This is a genomic window from Shewanella mesophila, assembly GCF_019457515.1.
Classification (GTDB): Bacteria; Pseudomonadota; Gammaproteobacteria; order Enterobacterales; family Shewanellaceae; genus Shewanella; species Shewanella mesophila.
Genome location: NZ_CP080421.1, coordinates 1,218,664 through 1,235,234 on the forward strand (window position 1 = coordinate 1,218,664; position 16,571 = coordinate 1,235,234).

A 16,571-nucleotide genomic window follows, 5' to 3' on the forward strand; every position below is an offset into this window, starting at 1 on the left:
ATGTTTAAACCGTGCACTATGCTATTACTTTGTTTTGGATATGAGTGAGAGTTTGGTTTATCCCTCTTTTTTGTATCGTCATTGCCACTTTGACTAAATCTAAAAGTGAATCTAAAGTTGTGTGATCTTGGTGTGGGATATTATAAAAATATGCGCTAGACCACTGCAGAAAAATCTTATTCGATATATGTTAATGGGATAACAACAATAAATGATAAAGGAACCATGAACTCAAGAGAGCGAAAATTATCAAAACTAGCGTTTAGATTTGGCTTGCTTGGGCTCTTTGGCCATCTTTTAGGCTTAGTTTTTGCGTCCTTAGGGTTCAGTGACTTTAATGGTCAGGGGTTTAGTTTTTATAATTTTACCCTGAGTGAGCTGGGTCAATACGGTCATTCAGAATTGGCTGTGATCTTTAATGGCGGCCTATTCTTCGGTAGCTTGAGTCTGGTATTGTTCTGTTTATTCGCCTTGCAAATTTGTGACAACCCCTGGTTGTACCCATGCCTATTGTTGTCTGTTCTCGCCCTGCTAGCTCTGGCGATCACCGGACTCTTTCCCGTTAATGTCTATCATCTGCATACTATTGGTGTGGAGTATTTCTTTCATTTTGCCGCGTTAAGCGTGGCGAGTTATTTCGTATACCTTCTACAAAAGCCCAGTTCAGGCAAACGATTTGCTGTTAGGGGGAGTTTTGTTCTTTGCCTATTAAGCTTGGTTATTTTTGGCCTATTTATCGTTTTAGCCCATGTCGATATGGGATTAGTGGCTGATGGGCGTTGGTTTTATCATGATATGACAATGGTGGAACCGCGGCCACCATATTGGTGGCCAGCCATATTAGAATGGTTATCTTTGTTGATGTTTATGCTGTGGATATTCTCGCTGGTATGGAGCCAGCGAGAAGTTAAGCGTTAGATAACGCGATCCAATCCTGCTTGCTTGAACCAGTAACCGTTAGCGCCGTCGCTGCACTGTAGCTGGCACTCATTTAGACTCGATGCGATAGCGAGTGCATCGAGTGATGAAGGAGATACCCTAAAGTAGTCGATGCCCATTCTCTCCATCTGAGCTTGCTGATCTCGTAAATCGATATGCGTCGCAGATTGAGTTTGAATGCCATTTAAGCGCAGTAAGGGTTGAGACTCCTGTGTTTGGGCCAATACGCCTTTGGGATAATCGATACAGATAGTTTTACAGCTATCTTTAGTGAGGCCCTTATTACGGGCTGTGAAACAGCGAGCCGAGTGAGCTAAGGGCATATAACCGTGACCAAAGACTTCGACTTCTATCAGTTTCGGTGGCAAGGTGGCGATAATCTGCTCAAGCCACTCTTTGGACAGTTCTAGTGGCATAACAAAACGTTGCATACCCCAAGAAGCTAATTTTTTCAGCGTTGCCACATTATAGTTGTTGATCGTTGGGCCACACACAAAAGGCAGCTTAAGGGATTTGGCGACTTCCACTGCGCCCATATCATTCGCTTCAACAATAAATTCGCCGTTATCTATTTGCTGTTTTAACGCTCCAAATTCTGATTGTGCTTCTATTAGGGCTAAAGTCGATAATACAACTTGTTTACCCGATGCCTTTAACATTTGCGCCAATGCTAGATAATCTGCAAATTTCACTTCCCGGCGGCGACTACAGACGGTTTCACCCAGGTAGATCAAAGGGATATCGCTTTGAGCTACTTGTTGATAAAAGTCGATTATTTTATTTTTTGGCCAGCAATATTGAATCGGCCCAAGAGATACTTTCATGTTGATTCCTTATGTAACCTATTGCCAAGCTCTTTCGTATGCGCCTAATGTGGTGACTTGCCCCTCTGACACTTTAGCTAACGCCTTATTCCATTGCTCTTGGGCTGAATATGCTTTTGGATCGCTTAAGTAGGTATCAATGGCTTGACGCCATACTCGAGTAACCTGTTCAACGTAAGCGGGACTGCGCTGGCGGCCTTCAATTTTAAGAGATACCACATTAGATTTTGCCAGCTCAGGTAATAGACTTAGGGTATTTAAGCTCGTTGGTGATTCTAATAGATAATTGGGCTGGGCATCTTCTTGGGTGGTATAGCGCCCCTTACACACAACGGGATAACCCATTTGATCATCAATATCAGATTTATCGATAAGTACGTTGTTAAGACGGGTGAGTCGTTTTCCATCAACCTCTTGCCAGCGCACATCCTTTGCAGGGGAACATGAACCACCAGTGTTGGGTGATTGTCCTGTGACATAAGATGATAGATGGCAGCGCCCCTCAGCCATGATGCACAGACTCCCGAAAGCAAACACCTCTAGATCGACAGGGGTTACTTTAGCAAGATCGCGCACTTGCTTCATCGACAACACTCTGGGTAATACTGCGCGCTCAATATTAAATTCTCGTTTATATAGACTCAGAGCTCCTAGGTTGGTCGCACTTGCTTGCACGGAGAGGTGCAGGGCTAGGTGTGGATAGCGACTGTGAGCATAATCGAGTAAGGAGAGATCGGCCATAATGAGTGCATCGACCCCAGTGTTGGCAGCGAGATCTATGGCTTGATACCAACGTTGCTCTTCGCCTGGTTTGGGGAAGGTATTAATGGTTAAGAATATTTTCTTACCTTGTTGCTTGGTATATTGAACCGCTTGTTTGAGTTTCTTGGCGGTGAAATTTAGCCCAGCGAAGGAGCGGGCATTGGTGTCATCTTTTAACCCCAAATAGATCGCATCCGCACCAGCATTGAGTGCGACTTTCAATGATGCCAAGTTGCCAGCAGGACACAAGAGTTCCATAGCTACCTCTTTCATGAAAAGTGAGCAGTTTAAAAGGGATTGGCGACCGAAATCTTGATGTAAAACAGGTTTGCGATCATAAAATCTGGTTAAAATTGAAATATTTCTCATTCTTGGCTTATGCGCCGAGCTCATTGGATAAAATTGAGACGAGTCCAATTTTTTTCATACTCATTTTTTGTTAGGAGTAAGTAAGTGATGCAAAATAACTTGCTGGCGAATGTGGCCAAGCACCTGTTGCAATATGGTCCTAAAGTGATAGCTAAGCCCTTATCTATTGTGCCGTTTTCAGTGAAGGCTAAGGTGTTAGAAAAACTATTGAATCTGTTGCTAGCTCAACAAATCGAAGACGAAGAGTTAGGTTTTTTACAGCAACGCTGGGTTAAAATTGACATTCTCGATATGGATTTGAGTTTTGAAGTGAGCTTCGATAGACAGTTTTTAGTCCGTGAACAAGGAGTGTCAGAGGTGACTTTTAGCGGGTACACCAAAGAGTTAGTGCTGATTGCGGCAGGTAAAGAAGATCCCGACACCCTGTTTTTTCAACGTAAACTTTCAATTGAAGGTGATACCGAGTTGGGATTAGAGGTGAAGAACTTATTGCTCAGCATCGAGTTTGATTCTATGCCCAAGGTGGTGCGGGAAAGCATTGAAGGCTTAGCGGCTTTACTCATTCGGCTGCAACATCAGGCCGAGGCGAAGTGGGCTTAATACCAAAGCGTCATGGGCACAAATAAAAAAGCGAAGTTTAATCACTTCGCTTTTTTGGTTATTACCCTATTGCGCTACTAGCCTATGGCGTTGCCAAGGGTTTGCCTGTAATGAGGTGGTACTTCACCAGCAACTCATCATCTGACTCGACATGGGCGGGATCTGGGTCGATACAGTCGATAGGGCACACCGAAACACAAGTGGGCTTGTCGTAGTGGCCAACGCACTCGGTACATAGGTTTGGGTCGATCTCATAGATCTCCTCACCCATAGTAATCGCCTGGTTTGGACACTCTGGCTCACACATGTCACAGTTGATACAGCTGTCGTCGATTAAAAGTGCCATCAGTCCTGTCCAATTACACCGCTGTGTGCGGGTTACGAGTATTTTGCCCATCGTTAAGGTTGCGCATTAAAATCGCTTTATCGATTTCAACTTCTTGTGGCACAGGTAAGAACACAAAATGCCCAGAGCCCAGTCCAGCCTCAACACTCTCACCTTTACGGTTTTCCAGATGATCGATAGTCAGGTTAATGTTGCCTTGAGGGGTCATTAACTCAACACTGTCGCCGACAGAGAATTTGTTTTTCACATCGATCTCGGCCATGCCTTTCTCATTACGTTTACCCGTGAGTTCACCCACAAATTGTTGAGTGTCACTGATAGAGTAACCATAGTCGTAGTTTTGATATTCATCATGTACGTGGCGGCGAAGGAATCCTTCGGTGTAACCGCGATGTGCCAAACCTTCTAACTGATACATCAACGCAGGGTTAAATTCGCGTCCAGAAGCCGCATCTTCAATGGCTTGGCGATATAGTTGAGCCGTGCGCGCCACATAGTAGAAAGATTTGGTTCGACCTTCAATTTTCAGCGAGTCGATCCCCATCTTGGTTAGACGCTCGACATGCTGAATTGCACGTAGATCTTTAGAGTTCATGATATAGGTACCATGCTCATCTTCAAATGCTGGCATATATTCGCCTGGGCGACCCGCTTCTTGAAGTAACACCACCTCATTGCTGGGCTGGCCTGCACCTAACGTTGGGTTGTGCATCTGCACATCTGGATTGACAGCGATAATGTCGCCAGTTTCGGTTTGTACCGCTTCGTGGGCATCATACTTCCAGCGGCATGCATTGGTACAGGTACCTTGATTGGGATCGCGTTTGTTGATGTAACCAGAGAGTAAGCAGCGACCAGAGTATGCCATACACAGCGCGCCGTGAACGAAGACTTCGAGTTCGATATCGGGACAGCGTTGGCGGATCTCTTCAATTTCATCGAGTGAGAGCTCGCGAGATAGGATCACGCGTTTTATTCCCTGTTGCTGCCAAAACTTAACCGAAGCCCAGTTAATGGCGTTTGCTTGTACAGAGAGATGCACAACCTGATCTGGAAACGCTTCGCGAACCATCATAATAAGACCTGGATCTGACATGATCAGCGCATCGGGTTGCATAGCAACTACAGGCTCCATATCTTTGATGTAGGTTTTAAGTTTAGTGTTATGGGGCGCAATATTACTGACCACATAGAGCTTCTTACCTAGGCTATGGGCTTCTTGAATACCGGTAGCAAGGTTTTCCATTTTGAAATCATTGTTTCTGACTCGCAGACTATATCTTGGCTGACCTGCGTAGACTGCATCTGCTCCATAAGCAAAGGCGTAACGCATATTTTTAAGCGTCCCAGCAGGAGACAGTAGCTCAGGTTTAAACATAATTTCTCTCAATTAACAGGATTCAATCTAACTTGGGGCGGGCATTTTACTCAATGGGGGGAGGCTTATGCAAATTAGAAATTGTTTATTTTGTGGTCAAGCAGTGATCAGGTAAAAAAATTGTTGGATATCCAATAAAATTAAGCCAATTAATAACCTATAATCTGAAACTTAGCTAAAATTAAACAAATTCTTAACTGGATGTGTGATTTTTACCATCGCGCTCATTGAGAGTCCTGATATACTCTGCTCCATCATTAATGGGGTGATCTGTTTTTTTAAGGAATACGAATGTCTAACGAGCATCAACTACTGGTTGGGTTATTGAAAAAGTTGAAGGCCGATGCCTTAGTTTTACCAACTTTACCCGAGGTAGCAATGCGCGTTCAAGAAGTCGTGTCTAGGCCTGACTCTAGCCCTAAGCAAGTCGCTGAAATTATTGGTCAAGACGCCGCTATTTCTGCCCGAATGATTAAAGTCGCTAACAGTGCCATGTATAGCCGAGGTATTAAGGCTGAAAATATCAACAGTGCGGTAACTCGCATTGGTTTGACCCAGATTAAGTCCATTGCGACATCGGTTGCAATGGAACAGCTATTTATCTCTACCAATGAAATGGTATGGGAGGTGATGGATGAGGTTTGGAGTTCATCTATCGAAGTAACCTCTGCCGCTTGTGCTCTATTGCTTAAATATTCTAAGACTCATAAGGGATGCGGTTTAAACTACGACACGCTGACATTGGCGAGCTTAGTACATAATATCGGTGCATTACCTGTGCTTACCGAAGCGGAAGCGAATCCTCATCTGTTTACCAGTATCGATCAGCTGCGAGCGCTAGTGCGTAAGATGCAAGGCCCCATTGGGCGTGCGGTACTTAAAAGCTGGGACTTTTCTACAGAGGTGATGGAGGTTGTCGAGCGATGGGCCGATCTTCCCTATCTTCCTGAGCGAGTGACCTATTTGGATTTTGTGCGTGCGGCGGCGTTTTATACTGGCGAGTTACGTTCGGGCCATGAATTGGAAGAACGCTTAGATGTCTTTGCTAAACGCGGTTTGCCCGTCTCACCAGAATATTTAGGGTCAGATGAGTTTCTTGATAATTATCATTCAATTAAGTTGAGTTACGAGTAGTTGTTACGTAAGGTGATCTTTGCTAATAATGGTCAGTCACTTAGCTACACTAAACATTAAGGTATTATGTGGGTGTTACAGAACTTTATTGGATAATTGTTTATATTGTTGCCATAGGCATCGCTGGTATCATTTACTGTTACTGGCATAGACGAGTTGAGGTAAAGTTTCTTAATCGACTCATAGGTCAGCTGAGAGCCCAGCATAAAGTTCGCCAAGCCCTTAACATCAAGCATGTTCCATTTCGTTATATTCCTTTATATGTTCAGCTACAACAACTATTAAATACTCTGCCACCTCCCGCCGGCCGCGATAAGCTCACCGGCCTGATAAATCGCGTTGGCTTGAAATCTAAATTGACGCGATTAATGCCCGTTACCGAAGGGATGTTTGTACTTATCGATATTTATCGATTTAGATATGTAAACGATCTCTTTGGTTTCTCTTTTGGGGATAAGTTACTTTTCGCCATGAGCGAACGGATAAAGCTACAAGTGGGTGAACAAGACATGCTGGCACGCATGAATGAAGATGAGTTTCTTATTTTCTTTAAGACACCACTCAATGAGACGCAATTAGCTGTTTTACAACATACACTGCAGCAACCGATCAGTATTAATGACACCCTTATTAATTTGCAGGTACAAGTGGGCTATTTAGATCTGTCCCTATATCACTGTGATGTTAGCCAGATGTTAAGGCGGTTGGATTTAGCCTTGGTGAGGGCAAAAGCCAGCAGTAACTTGATGGCAAGCTATCGGGAAGGTGATGACATTAGCCAACATAGGCAACTGACCTTGATTAGCTGCTTTCCTAAGGCGCTTAAAAATAACGAACTCTATATCGTTTATCAGCCGAAATACAATGTTGTTGATGGTAATTGTACCCATGCTGAAGCTTTGATCCGTTGGAATAGCTCGGTTGTTGGTGCTGTTTCTCCTAGCGAGTTTATTCCTCTACTGGAATGTGCAGGAATGATTAGCATGCTGAGTCAATGGGTGATTGAACAAGTTTTGATTCAACAGCGTCAATGGCACAATAGTGGACTCGTCATGCAAGTGGCTGTTAATTTGGCAATCGATGATCTCAATAGTAAACGGCTTAGCGAGTCTATTATTGCCCAATTGAAAAAACATGATCTGAGCGCAGACTTATTGGCGATAGAGATCACTGAAAGCCAACTCATGACTGATATGACCCGTGCGGTGGCTGCGCTAAATAAGCTTAAACTCGCTGGCGTTAATGTTGCGATAGATGACTTTGGAACAGGCCATTCATCACTTGCTTATCTTAAGCTGCTTCCAGTTGATGAGGTTAAAATTGATAAAGCCTTTCTCGACAATATCGATGATGACAAGCGAGGGCAACATATTCTCAAGAGTGCGATAGAGCTCGCTAAAGGACTTGGGTTTTCGGTAACGGTTGAGGGCGTCGAGACTCAGAGGGCTTTTGATATGCTCTGCGATATGGGAGTCGATAAAATTCAAGGCGTTCTCTATGCTAAACCCATGACCGCCGCTGAATTAGAGATGAACTGGCGCAAGCTAAACAGCGCTAAGTTATAGCGCGATTTTTTCGCTGAAATTCTGGCTCAATAAACGTATAACCTCTGGAGACATAGGAGCTAGTTGACGGGCCTTGTTCATGCAGACCATCTCTATCTGTGCGGTAACGGCGGGCTTTTTCCCATTGGGACGCCAAATCTCTTGTTGCCATACTGTGCGGTACTTACTCTCGAAATAAAATGTCGTCCTTACATCGATAATTTCAGCAAATTCAACGCCATCATGACATAGCATATCGCTGCGATAGACCGCAAAGCCTAGGCCATGAGTATCCCAAAGGCTCGCCAGTAGCTCGGCTCCGATAACATGTTCACGTGCCCGTTCAAAATACTTTAAAAAATTAGGATGATAGACCACTCCTGAAAAATCGGTGTCTTCATAATATATTTGTACCGGAAAATGAAACGTTGAACTAAATTGTGGGAGAGCGGCGCTATTCATGGCTTAGATCATTAAGATAAAGAGCCCAAGTTTAACATATTAAATGTGTGAGATGCAGTGCCATCACCACTGCATATAGTGATCATTTTATTGATGTCTGGAGCGAGCTCATAATTTTGTCGTAGCGACCATCTTGATGCAGCGCTTTGAGGCCTTGATCTAACATATCTGCAAATTGCTTAGCATATGGACTGCGTTTCGAAAATGCGAGATAGAGTTCTCCTGTATGATTATGAACGCTCTTGCTGATCACATCTGAAACCCCCATTTCGGCAAGGTATTGTTTGGCGACTTGATCGTACATGATGACAGCATCGAGACGATTGAGTAGGAGCAAGTTGATCAGCTGACTATGATTTTTCACTTTAACCAATTTAAGGTGGGTGAGATTAGCCAATTCATCACCATATTCATATCCTTCAATAATACCAACCGTAGTATTTTTAGGAATATTCCATTTAGTATGAGCCGTAATGGGGTACGCATCGTTTTGGTAGAAAGAGGCTGTCGTTGAAAAGAGTGGTTCGCTGCCAAAAATGAATCTGTCTTCTGTACTCAGTTCTTTATGTAAATTGAAAACCGCATCAACCAAGCCTCTGTCGGCCATGACGAGTCCCCTCGCATAGGGCACTACAATCGTATCGACACTAATATTCATTAGCGAAAATGCTTGGTTGATCAAGTCATGGGACAAACCTTTGCCATTGTGATCCGCAAAAGGTGCCCAGTTATCTTCGGCGGCGACTTTTATATGATGCGGTTTGTCATCGGCTTGTAATGATGGATGCAGCATTATGCAGATTGAAAATAGGCATGGTACTGCCCATTGGGTATATTTGCGCATCATAATCCTTGAGGCAAAGCTTCCTAATAGTCTTTATCATAAGCTGTTTCAAAGCAGATCAAAATGAATAATTGGTTCATTGTGTTGTTTTTGCTATCGCTATCGCTATCGCCTGCACACCTCTAGAGACACTCTAAACTATCGGCACTATATAGTGGCAAGTTTCGCTGGTTACTCGTCGATTTTAGAGTGAGGTTAAAGATTGCTTAGAGTCAATTGAGTTTGCAAAGCGATAGCTTTTCATGTGTTGTTGATAACTGGCGTATTTTTTACAAATATTTCTGCTAAACTCACACTGATGTTATCAAAATGATAATAATAACTTACGATTGATATGAATCAAGATTCGCTATTTGCACTTCTCCAGAATGCAGCACTATTGTTGATATTGGTGTTTATTTACGATGCGGTGCCTCGTCAGCAGCGTAGTGAGCACTTTTTACTTTGGCGTTTATCAACCGGAATGGTCATTGGTCTGGTGACAATAGTCACAATGCTGGCTTCTTGGGAGTATTCCCCAGGTATTTTTGTCGACACTCGAACGGTTGTTTTAGCGATTTCCGGTCTGTTCTTTGGCGGTTTGCCAACCTTTATCGCTGCATCAATTGGCATAGGTTATCGCTTACTTGAAGGCGGTTCTGCCATGATTGCAGGTAGTGTTGCCATGCTTGCTGCTGCCTGTACTGGCAGCTTGTGGCGCTATTACCGCAAAAACCAAATTGCGGATATGGCATTCAAGGAGCTGTATTCCTTTGGTTTTATACTGCATTTAATCGTTCTGTCGTCTTTTTTTTTCCTGCCATCAAAGCTTTCTTTAAATTTACTTTATCAAATTGGTTTGCCAGTTCTGCTGTTATTCCCTTTGGTGACCGCGCTTATCGGGTTAATGCTATCTCGCCGATTTGAAATAGAGCGAGATGCCAAGGTTCAATTACAAGATGATTTTATTTTTCGCACTCAATTTGATATTGGCAATATGGGGATTGCGATTACCTCTGTCGATAAGCGCTGGATCAAGGTTAATCCTAGATTATGTAAAATGCTCAAATACAGTGAGAAGGAGTTGTTAAACCGAACTTGGTCCGATCTCACCTACTTTGAGGATCTCAAAGCCGACGAACAACAATTTGACATGATGTTACGGGGAGAAATTGATGCCTATGAGATGGATAAACGCTTTATCGCAAAAGGTGGAGAGATAGTTTATACCCATTTAACTGTCGCTTGCCGCCGAATGAGCAAGGGTGTCGAAATGGTGATTGCAGGATTTATTGACATCACCTTGCATAAACAAGCTGAAATGGCGGTTAGAACCAACCAAGAGCGTCTATCTCTTGTGCTCGAAAGTAGTGACTTAGGTTTCTGGGATTGGGATATTAAGACCAATGAGATCAAGCGTAATCCAAGGTGTGCTGATTTATTAGGGTGCGATCTCGAACGTTTAAATAGTGACAGCAGGCTCTGGCAAGATGCTATTCATCCCCAAGATAGAATGGCGGTTTTGACCTCGATTGATAATCACCTTAAAGGGGATACTGAAAGTTATAGTCTGGAATATCGACTCATTAGTCAGAAAGGCGAAGAGCGCTGGATATCAGACTCTGGAAAGGTGGTTAGTCGTGACATTAATGGCGAGCCGCTGCGGATGTGTGGCATTCATGTCGATATTACTGAACGTAAACAGGTACAGGAATCTCTTGAGCTTGCGGCATCGGTTTATAACAACTCTAGCGAAGCGATGAGCGTACAAGATCTCAACGGCAATGTCATTACCATTAATGCCGCTTTCACTAGTATCACGGGTTATAACGAGCATGAAGTCTTAAGCAAACATATTAGTATTTTAGAGTGTGACAAAAATAAGCATCAATATGCGGAGCTTGAAACCGCCATTTTGGAGCAAGGTCATTGGCAAGGTGAACTCTGGTTAAAAAGCAAGCTTGGTCATGAGTTTATGGTGTGGCTGACAATTAATAGTATTTATGACAAACATGGTGAGGTGTTTCGCCGAGTAGCTTTGTTCTCTGATATTACCGAAAAGAAGCAAGCCGAGCATATTATTTGGAAGCAGGCTAACTATGATCCTCTCACCGGATTGCCTAATCGGCGCATGTTACTGGAATACCTAAGTACCGAAATACTGCGTATCGATCGCAATAAAAGTCATTTTGCTTTGATGTTTCTTGATCTAGATTTTTTTAAAGAGGTTAACGATACCTTAGGCCATGATGTCGGTGATCTGCTGTTGCAGGAAACCGCCAAACGCCTCAAGAGCTGTATTAGAGAATCAGATGTTGTTGCCAGGTTAGGTGGTGATGAATTTACCGTTGTGCTCTCTGCGGTAGATTCTCCTCGAGGAATAGAGCGTGTTGCGCAGGGGATTTTAGAAAGAATTGCTGAGCCTTATTGTTTAGGGGATGAGACCGCCTATATCAGTGCCAGCATAGGTATCACTATCTATCCTGATGACGCAAACAGTATTGATAGTTTACTCAAGCATGCAGATCAGGCGATGTATGCGGCTAAGGAACAAGGGCGTAATCGTTTCCACTACTTTACCCCGTCTATGCAGGAGTATGCACATTATCGTATGGCCTTGGTGAAAGATTTACGTAATGCCATAGGGAGAAAAGAGTTTGAGATCTATTATCAGCCCATTATCGATATGGCAAATGGTCGGGTAAACAAAGCGGAAGCGCTTATTCGCTGGAATCACCCTGAACGAGGAATGGTGTCTCCTGGTGAGTTTATTCCTGTGGCTGAGGAAACTGGACTCATTAATGATATTGGCAACTGGGTTTTTGAAAAGGCGGCGCAACAGTCGGCTCGTTGGCGTAGCGAATTTGGGGTGGAGATTCAGATCAGTATAAATAAATCACCTATTCAATTTCGTGATGAAGGTGATGTCTTCACCAGTTGGCTCGCCCTGCTTAGACATCTCGGCCTCTCAAGTAATGCCATTTGCGTGGAGATCACCGAAGGATTATTGTTAGATGCTTCAATGGGAGTCACGGATAAATTATTGGCTTATCGTGATGCGGGTATTCAAGTGTCTCTCGATGATTTTGGTACGGGCTATTCTTCACTGGCTTATTTGAAAAAGTTTGATATCGATTATCTTAAAATTGATCAGTCTTTTACTCGCAATTTAGAGTCTGATAGCGACGGCGTAGCCTTGTGTGAAGCGATTATCGTTATGGCCCATAAGCTGGGGATTAAGGTCATCGCTGAGGGCGTTGAGACGCCATATCAACAACAGATATTAGCCGATGCCGGATGTGATTTTGGCCAAGGATACCTGTTTTCTATGCCTGTGCCGTTAGCCGAGTTTGAGCTGCTTTATTTGAAAAAGCAGTGATTCGGTCGAGTCTGGAGTTAACGCGTTTTAGATATCTACTGTGTCATTTGATCATTTTCACGCTTTTATGCTAATGGCTATTATCCTTATCATGCAGTTTTTGGTAGACTCCGCGATCACTTTTGATTTAATGCCCCCAAGATCTGCGAGCCTAATATGAATTTTGATTCTCTCCCTCTCCATCCCCTTTTGAGCCAAGCGACGGCGCTTTGTGGTTATACCAGCATGACAGAGGTGCAATCAAAAGTGATCCCGACAGCCATGCAGGGTTTAGATGTGATGGCTTGTGCCGAGACTGGCACGGGTAAAACCGCCGCATTTAGCCTTCCTTTTTTGCATCGTTTGCTTCAAGAAGATAAGCCAAAGGGGAGACTTAGGGTATTGGTCTTGACGCCGACACGTGAATTAGCCATTCAGGTTGGCGAGAGTATTAACAAATATAGTCAGTTAACGACGCTAAAATCGGTCGCTGTCTATGGCGGCGCTAATATCAATCCTCAGCGAAAAGCATTGGCGCAAGGAGTAGATATTTTGGTGGCCACTCCTGGCCGTTTGTTTGATCTTATTGGTCAGCATGGATTAGATCTCTCTTTGGTCGATCATCTGGTTATTGACGAGGCTGACCGTATGTTAGATCTCGGCTTCGTAAAGGATATTGAGCGGGTAAAAACCTTAGTCGCGAAACAACATTCTACCCAACTTTTTTCGGCAACATTTAGTCACGGCATTAAGGTGCTCGCGACTAAGATGCTCAATAATCCAGAGTGGATTAACGTGACTCAAAGTTCGACTGCAAGCCTGATTAAGCAAGAGGTCTATACCCTCGATAAACGCCGTAAGGCTGAGCTGCTCGCGGAACTTATCGGCCGTAACAATTGGCAGCAGGTACTTGTCTTTGTCAGCAGTAAAGAGAGCGCTGAATCGCTGCATAAAGAGTTGAAGCTCGATGGGATTAACAACGCCGTCTTTCACGGTGATAAAACCCAAGGGGCTCGAAATCGTGCGCTGGAGCAGTTTAAGTCTGGTGAGCTCAGAGTCATGGTAGCAACGGATGTAGCGGCTCGAGGATTAGATATTGAGGCATTGCCGCTGGTGATTAATCTGGAGTTGCCGTTAGATGCAGAAGACTATGTTCATCGCGTGGGGCGAACTGGACGAGCAGGGCTAGCAGGACATGCCATCTCTTTTGTTGGGTTAAATGATGAAAAGATGCTGCTGGAGATCGAAGTGCTTATTGGCCAAACGTTGCCGCGTCAGGTTATTCCTGGTTATGAGATCGGTGCGCCTTTACCTGAACGTTATCGCAAGTTGGATGTTGAAACGACGACTAAGCCTAAAGGGCATCAGCGCCGTAAATCCTCTTCTGGGCGCAGTAATCAAGCCAACAGTTACGACAGCCGCCGAGCTAATAAGTCGCGTAAAGTATAATTTAAGGGAATGAAGCTTCCCGAGCTTTGGAGTTCATTTCAATGATAGTAAAACCTATCGCTACCCATGTGATTACAGGCTTTTTAGGTGTGGGTAAAACGAGTTTTATTAAGTACTTGTTAGCCAATAAACCCATAGATGAAGTGTGGGCGGTATTGGTGAATGAGTTTGGTGAAATAGGCATAGATGCAGGGTTAATCGATAACCAGTCGGGAAAGGTGACAATAAAAGAGGTCGCTGGAGGTTGCTTGTGCTGCGCCGCTGGTGTGCCTACACAAGTGGCTGTTAATCAACTTATCGCTAAGGCAAAACCAGATAGGTTGTTGATCGAGCCCACGGGACTAGGCCATCCTAAGGCGATAATAGAAACCTTAATCCAACCTCACTTTCAACAAGTCATAGCGCTTAAATCGTCAATTTGCCTTGTCGATGCTCGTAAGGTCAGTGACAGTCGTTATCGACAGCATGATACCTTTAATCAGCAGCTGGCGATTGCCGACCTTATCCTTGCCACCAAAACCGATCTGCTTGATGAAAACGATCTTACTAATTTGCATCGCTACCTTGAAGCTCAATCGATTGATACGCAGGTTGTTGCCGTTAGCTTATTAGATAAGCCAGTACAGGTAGAGCAAACTGAGCTGTTTGAATGGTTATCTACCCATTATCTGCAACGCGCCTCAGGGATAACCAAACCTTCAGGGCTCCCTGCAGCGACAATGTCAGTGTCACTATTTCGATCGTCACAATTGCAAGCTGCGCCTGAACACAATGCGGTATCTTTTGATCCGCTGGGAGTGTATCGCAGCAGTAATAAGATAGATGATATCTATAGTGCTGGATGGGTGTTCGATTGCTATTACGAATTTGACTTTGCGACACTGCTTGCCTGGGTGAAGAAACTGCACTGTTTACGTTTGAAGGCGGTTGTTATCTGTGATGAGGGCATAGCAGGACTTAATTATGTTGATGAACAGCTTAGCCTTGTAGAACTCGATGATGCTATGGACTCGCGTATCGAGCTTATTAGCGAGCATGCTATTGACCTTGTTGAGATGGAACAACAATTGATCTTGCTATCTAAACGCATAAAGCTCTGATATCTTTCGCGACTTAGTGGTCTCAATACTTACATAGAACTTTTAGTATGCATGTCGCCGACAATGATCAAACCCTAGCCACAGATCCAATCCCTAAGCTGGTGTGGCGCTACACCATACCCACCATTTTATCTATGTTGGTGACTGGGGTATATGTCGCCATCGACGGCATGTTTGTCGGGCATTATTTAGGTGAGATTGGACTCGCCGGGATGATGTTGGCTTATCCCGTCGCTGCGATACTCTATGCTTTTGGCGCGCTGCTTGGTATGGGAGGAGCCTCTTTGGTGTCGATCAACTTGGGTCGTAATGATGCAGCAAGAGCGCGAAAAATATTGGGTAATACTTTTACCTTATGTCTGATTTCAGGGGCGTTATTTGCGTTGGGAGGCACCTTTTTTAGTCGAGCGATCTTGGCTTGGCTAGGCGCGGAAGGCGAGGTATTGCAAAGCGCTAACGATTACCTATTTTGGTATTTCGTTTTAGGTGTGTTTCCCATATTGGCGATCGCCTTTAGTGCGCTGTTGCGAAACGATGGTAGACCCGGTTTTGTCACCTATGTGTTGATTATCAGCGGCTGTTTAAATGCGCTGCTAGATTGGTTGTTTATCGTTGTATTTCCTTTTGGCCTCGCTGGCGCGGCTATTGCGACCATGATCTGCCAAGCGCTGACGGCGTTACTGTGTTTGCAGCATTTTTTTACCACTAAGACGCGCCTGCGCATTACCCTTGAGCAGATGAAGCTAACCTTAGATCATTGTTTAAATATTCTTAAGGTTGGTTTTCCTAGTTTCTTGATGAACCTTTATTTATCAATTGTGTTGACGCTGCACAATACCGCATTTCTTTGGGTCGGTGGCCCTATTCATGTCGCAGCTTATGGTGTGGTGAGTTATACCGAGGCGCTATTTTATTTGGTGTTTGAAGGTATAGCTTTTGGCACCCAGCCTATCTTTAGTTTTAATGCGGGCGCTAACCGATTCGACAGGGTGTTCAAAACCTTTAAAATTGCCATCATTATGACCCTTGTTACCGCTGCGGTTGGGCTGTTGTTTATCTATATTGTCCCTGAGCATCTAGTCTACATCTTTGCTGGCGATAACCCTGAGTTGACTCCAGTCGCCATCGAGGGAATGAGGCTTTATTTCTGGGGGCTTCCCTTTGAGGGGTTAATCTTAGTTGGCGCAGCCTTTTTCCAAGCGATTAATCGGTCAAAAGAAGCCTCTATGCTTACAGGCAGTAAATTGCTGTTAATTGCAGTGGTTATCTATCTATTTGCTTGGATTTTTGGTGTCACAGGGGTTTGGATCTCCTTGGCATGTTGCAGTTTGTTACTGACATTTTGGATGATAAGTCGTTTGCGAAAACTGTCTTACCATTTAAGTTAATTCATATTGCTGTTAGGATGTCGTATCGCACGCAGTATTTGGTTATATCGATTTAAGAGCGGTTTTCCCTAGTGAGATCGTGCGAGTCTGTATTG

Annotated in this window: 14 protein-coding genes; 8 read left to right on the plus strand and 6 right to left on the minus strand. The window is 44.0% G+C overall.

Annotation, left to right across the window (positions count from 1 at the left end; all coding sequences use genetic code 11):
- The first annotated feature begins 225 nt into the window (after positions 1–225).
- A complete protein-coding gene (locus K0I73_RS05455) occupies positions 226–918 on the plus strand; it encodes a DUF998 domain-containing protein (protein ID WP_220063493.1) in 693 nt (230 codons plus the stop codon).
- Here the strand turns inward: K0I73_RS05455 and K0I73_RS05460 are convergent.
- Together K0I73_RS05460 and ubiU are read right to left on the minus strand one after the other, a co-directional pair.
- The gene (locus K0I73_RS05460; protein ID WP_220063494.1) at positions 915–1,763 is read right to left on the minus strand and encodes a U32 family peptidase; all 849 of its coding nucleotides are present in this window, start codon (positions 1,761–1,763) and stop codon (positions 915–917) included. The genes K0I73_RS05455 and K0I73_RS05460 overlap by 4 nt on opposite strands.
- Before the next feature lie 18 nt (positions 1,764–1,781).
- Positions 1,782–2,783 (minus strand): ubiquinone anaerobic biosynthesis protein UbiU, encoded by a 1,002-nt coding sequence (gene ubiU, locus K0I73_RS05465; RefSeq protein ID WP_220063495.1) that lies wholly within the window; start codon positions 2,781–2,783, stop codon positions 1,782–1,784.
- A 198-nt stretch (positions 2,784–2,981) separates the two neighbouring features.
- Between ubiU and ubiT the strand changes: the two genes are divergently transcribed.
- Entirely contained in the window at positions 2,982–3,494 is a 513-nt protein-coding gene (ubiT, locus tag K0I73_RS05470) for a ubiquinone anaerobic biosynthesis accessory factor UbiT (RefSeq protein ID WP_220064275.1), read from the plus strand.
- 82 nt (positions 3,495–3,576) lie between these two features.
- Here the strand turns inward: ubiT and K0I73_RS05475 are convergent, their stop codons facing one another.
- A complete protein-coding gene (locus K0I73_RS05475; RefSeq protein ID WP_220063496.1) occupies positions 3,577–3,840 on the minus strand; it encodes a YfhL family 4Fe-4S dicluster ferredoxin in 264 nt (87 codons plus the stop codon).
- 13 nt (positions 3,841–3,853) lie between these two features.
- Positions 3,854–5,218 carry a prephenate-dependent tRNA uridine(34) hydroxylase TrhP gene (trhP, locus tag K0I73_RS05480; protein WP_220063497.1) on the minus strand — a complete coding sequence of 455 codons (1,365 nt, stop codon included), beginning with the start codon at positions 5,216–5,218 and terminating at the stop codon, positions 3,854–3,856.
- Positions 5,219–5,509: 291 nt separating this feature from the next.
- On the opposite strand from trhP, the gene K0I73_RS05485 reads away from it, so the two are divergent.
- Positions 5,510–6,352, plus strand: a complete 843-nt coding sequence (locus K0I73_RS05485; RefSeq protein WP_220063498.1) for an HDOD domain-containing protein — start codon at positions 5,510–5,512, stop codon at positions 6,350–6,352.
- Positions 6,353–6,420: 68 nt separating this feature from the next.
- Positions 6,421–7,917 carry a putative bifunctional diguanylate cyclase/phosphodiesterase gene (locus tag K0I73_RS05490; protein ID WP_220063499.1) on the plus strand — a complete coding sequence of 499 codons (1,497 nt, stop codon included), beginning with the start codon at positions 6,421–6,423 and terminating at the stop codon, positions 7,915–7,917.
- Here the strand turns inward: K0I73_RS05490 and K0I73_RS05495 are convergent.
- Both K0I73_RS05495 and K0I73_RS05500 read right to left on the minus strand, forming a co-directional pair.
- Positions 7,912–8,358, minus strand: coding sequence for a thioesterase family protein (locus K0I73_RS05495; RefSeq protein WP_220063500.1), 447 nt, complete (start codon positions 8,356–8,358; stop codon positions 7,912–7,914). The genes K0I73_RS05490 and K0I73_RS05495 overlap by 6 nt on opposite strands.
- Before the next feature lie 82 nt (positions 8,359–8,440).
- The gene (locus K0I73_RS05500) at positions 8,441–9,205 is read right to left on the minus strand and encodes a substrate-binding periplasmic protein (protein ID WP_258405301.1); all 765 of its coding nucleotides are present in this window, start codon (positions 9,203–9,205) and stop codon (positions 8,441–8,443) included.
- Between the two features lie 331 nt (positions 9,206–9,536).
- Between K0I73_RS05500 and K0I73_RS05505 the strand changes: the two genes are divergently transcribed.
- From K0I73_RS05505 to K0I73_RS05520, 4 genes are all read left to right on the plus strand, one after another.
- On the plus strand, positions 9,537–12,560 hold the full coding sequence (locus K0I73_RS05505; protein WP_220063501.1) for an EAL domain-containing protein: 3,024 nt from the start codon (positions 9,537–9,539) through the stop codon (positions 12,558–12,560).
- Between the two features lie 156 nt (positions 12,561–12,716).
- Positions 12,717–13,988, plus strand: coding sequence for a DEAD/DEAH box helicase (locus K0I73_RS05510; protein ID WP_220063502.1), 1,272 nt, complete (start codon positions 12,717–12,719; stop codon positions 13,986–13,988).
- Between the two features lie 41 nt (positions 13,989–14,029).
- Positions 14,030–15,088 carry a CobW family GTP-binding protein gene (locus K0I73_RS05515; protein ID WP_220063503.1) on the plus strand — a complete coding sequence of 353 codons (1,059 nt, stop codon included), beginning with the start codon at positions 14,030–14,032 and terminating at the stop codon, positions 15,086–15,088.
- 47 nt (positions 15,089–15,135) lie between these two features.
- Positions 15,136–16,476 carry an MATE family efflux transporter gene (locus K0I73_RS05520; RefSeq protein ID WP_220063504.1) on the plus strand — a complete coding sequence of 447 codons (1,341 nt, stop codon included), beginning with the start codon at positions 15,136–15,138 and terminating at the stop codon, positions 16,474–16,476.
- Positions 16,477–16,571 lie beyond the last annotated feature (95 nt).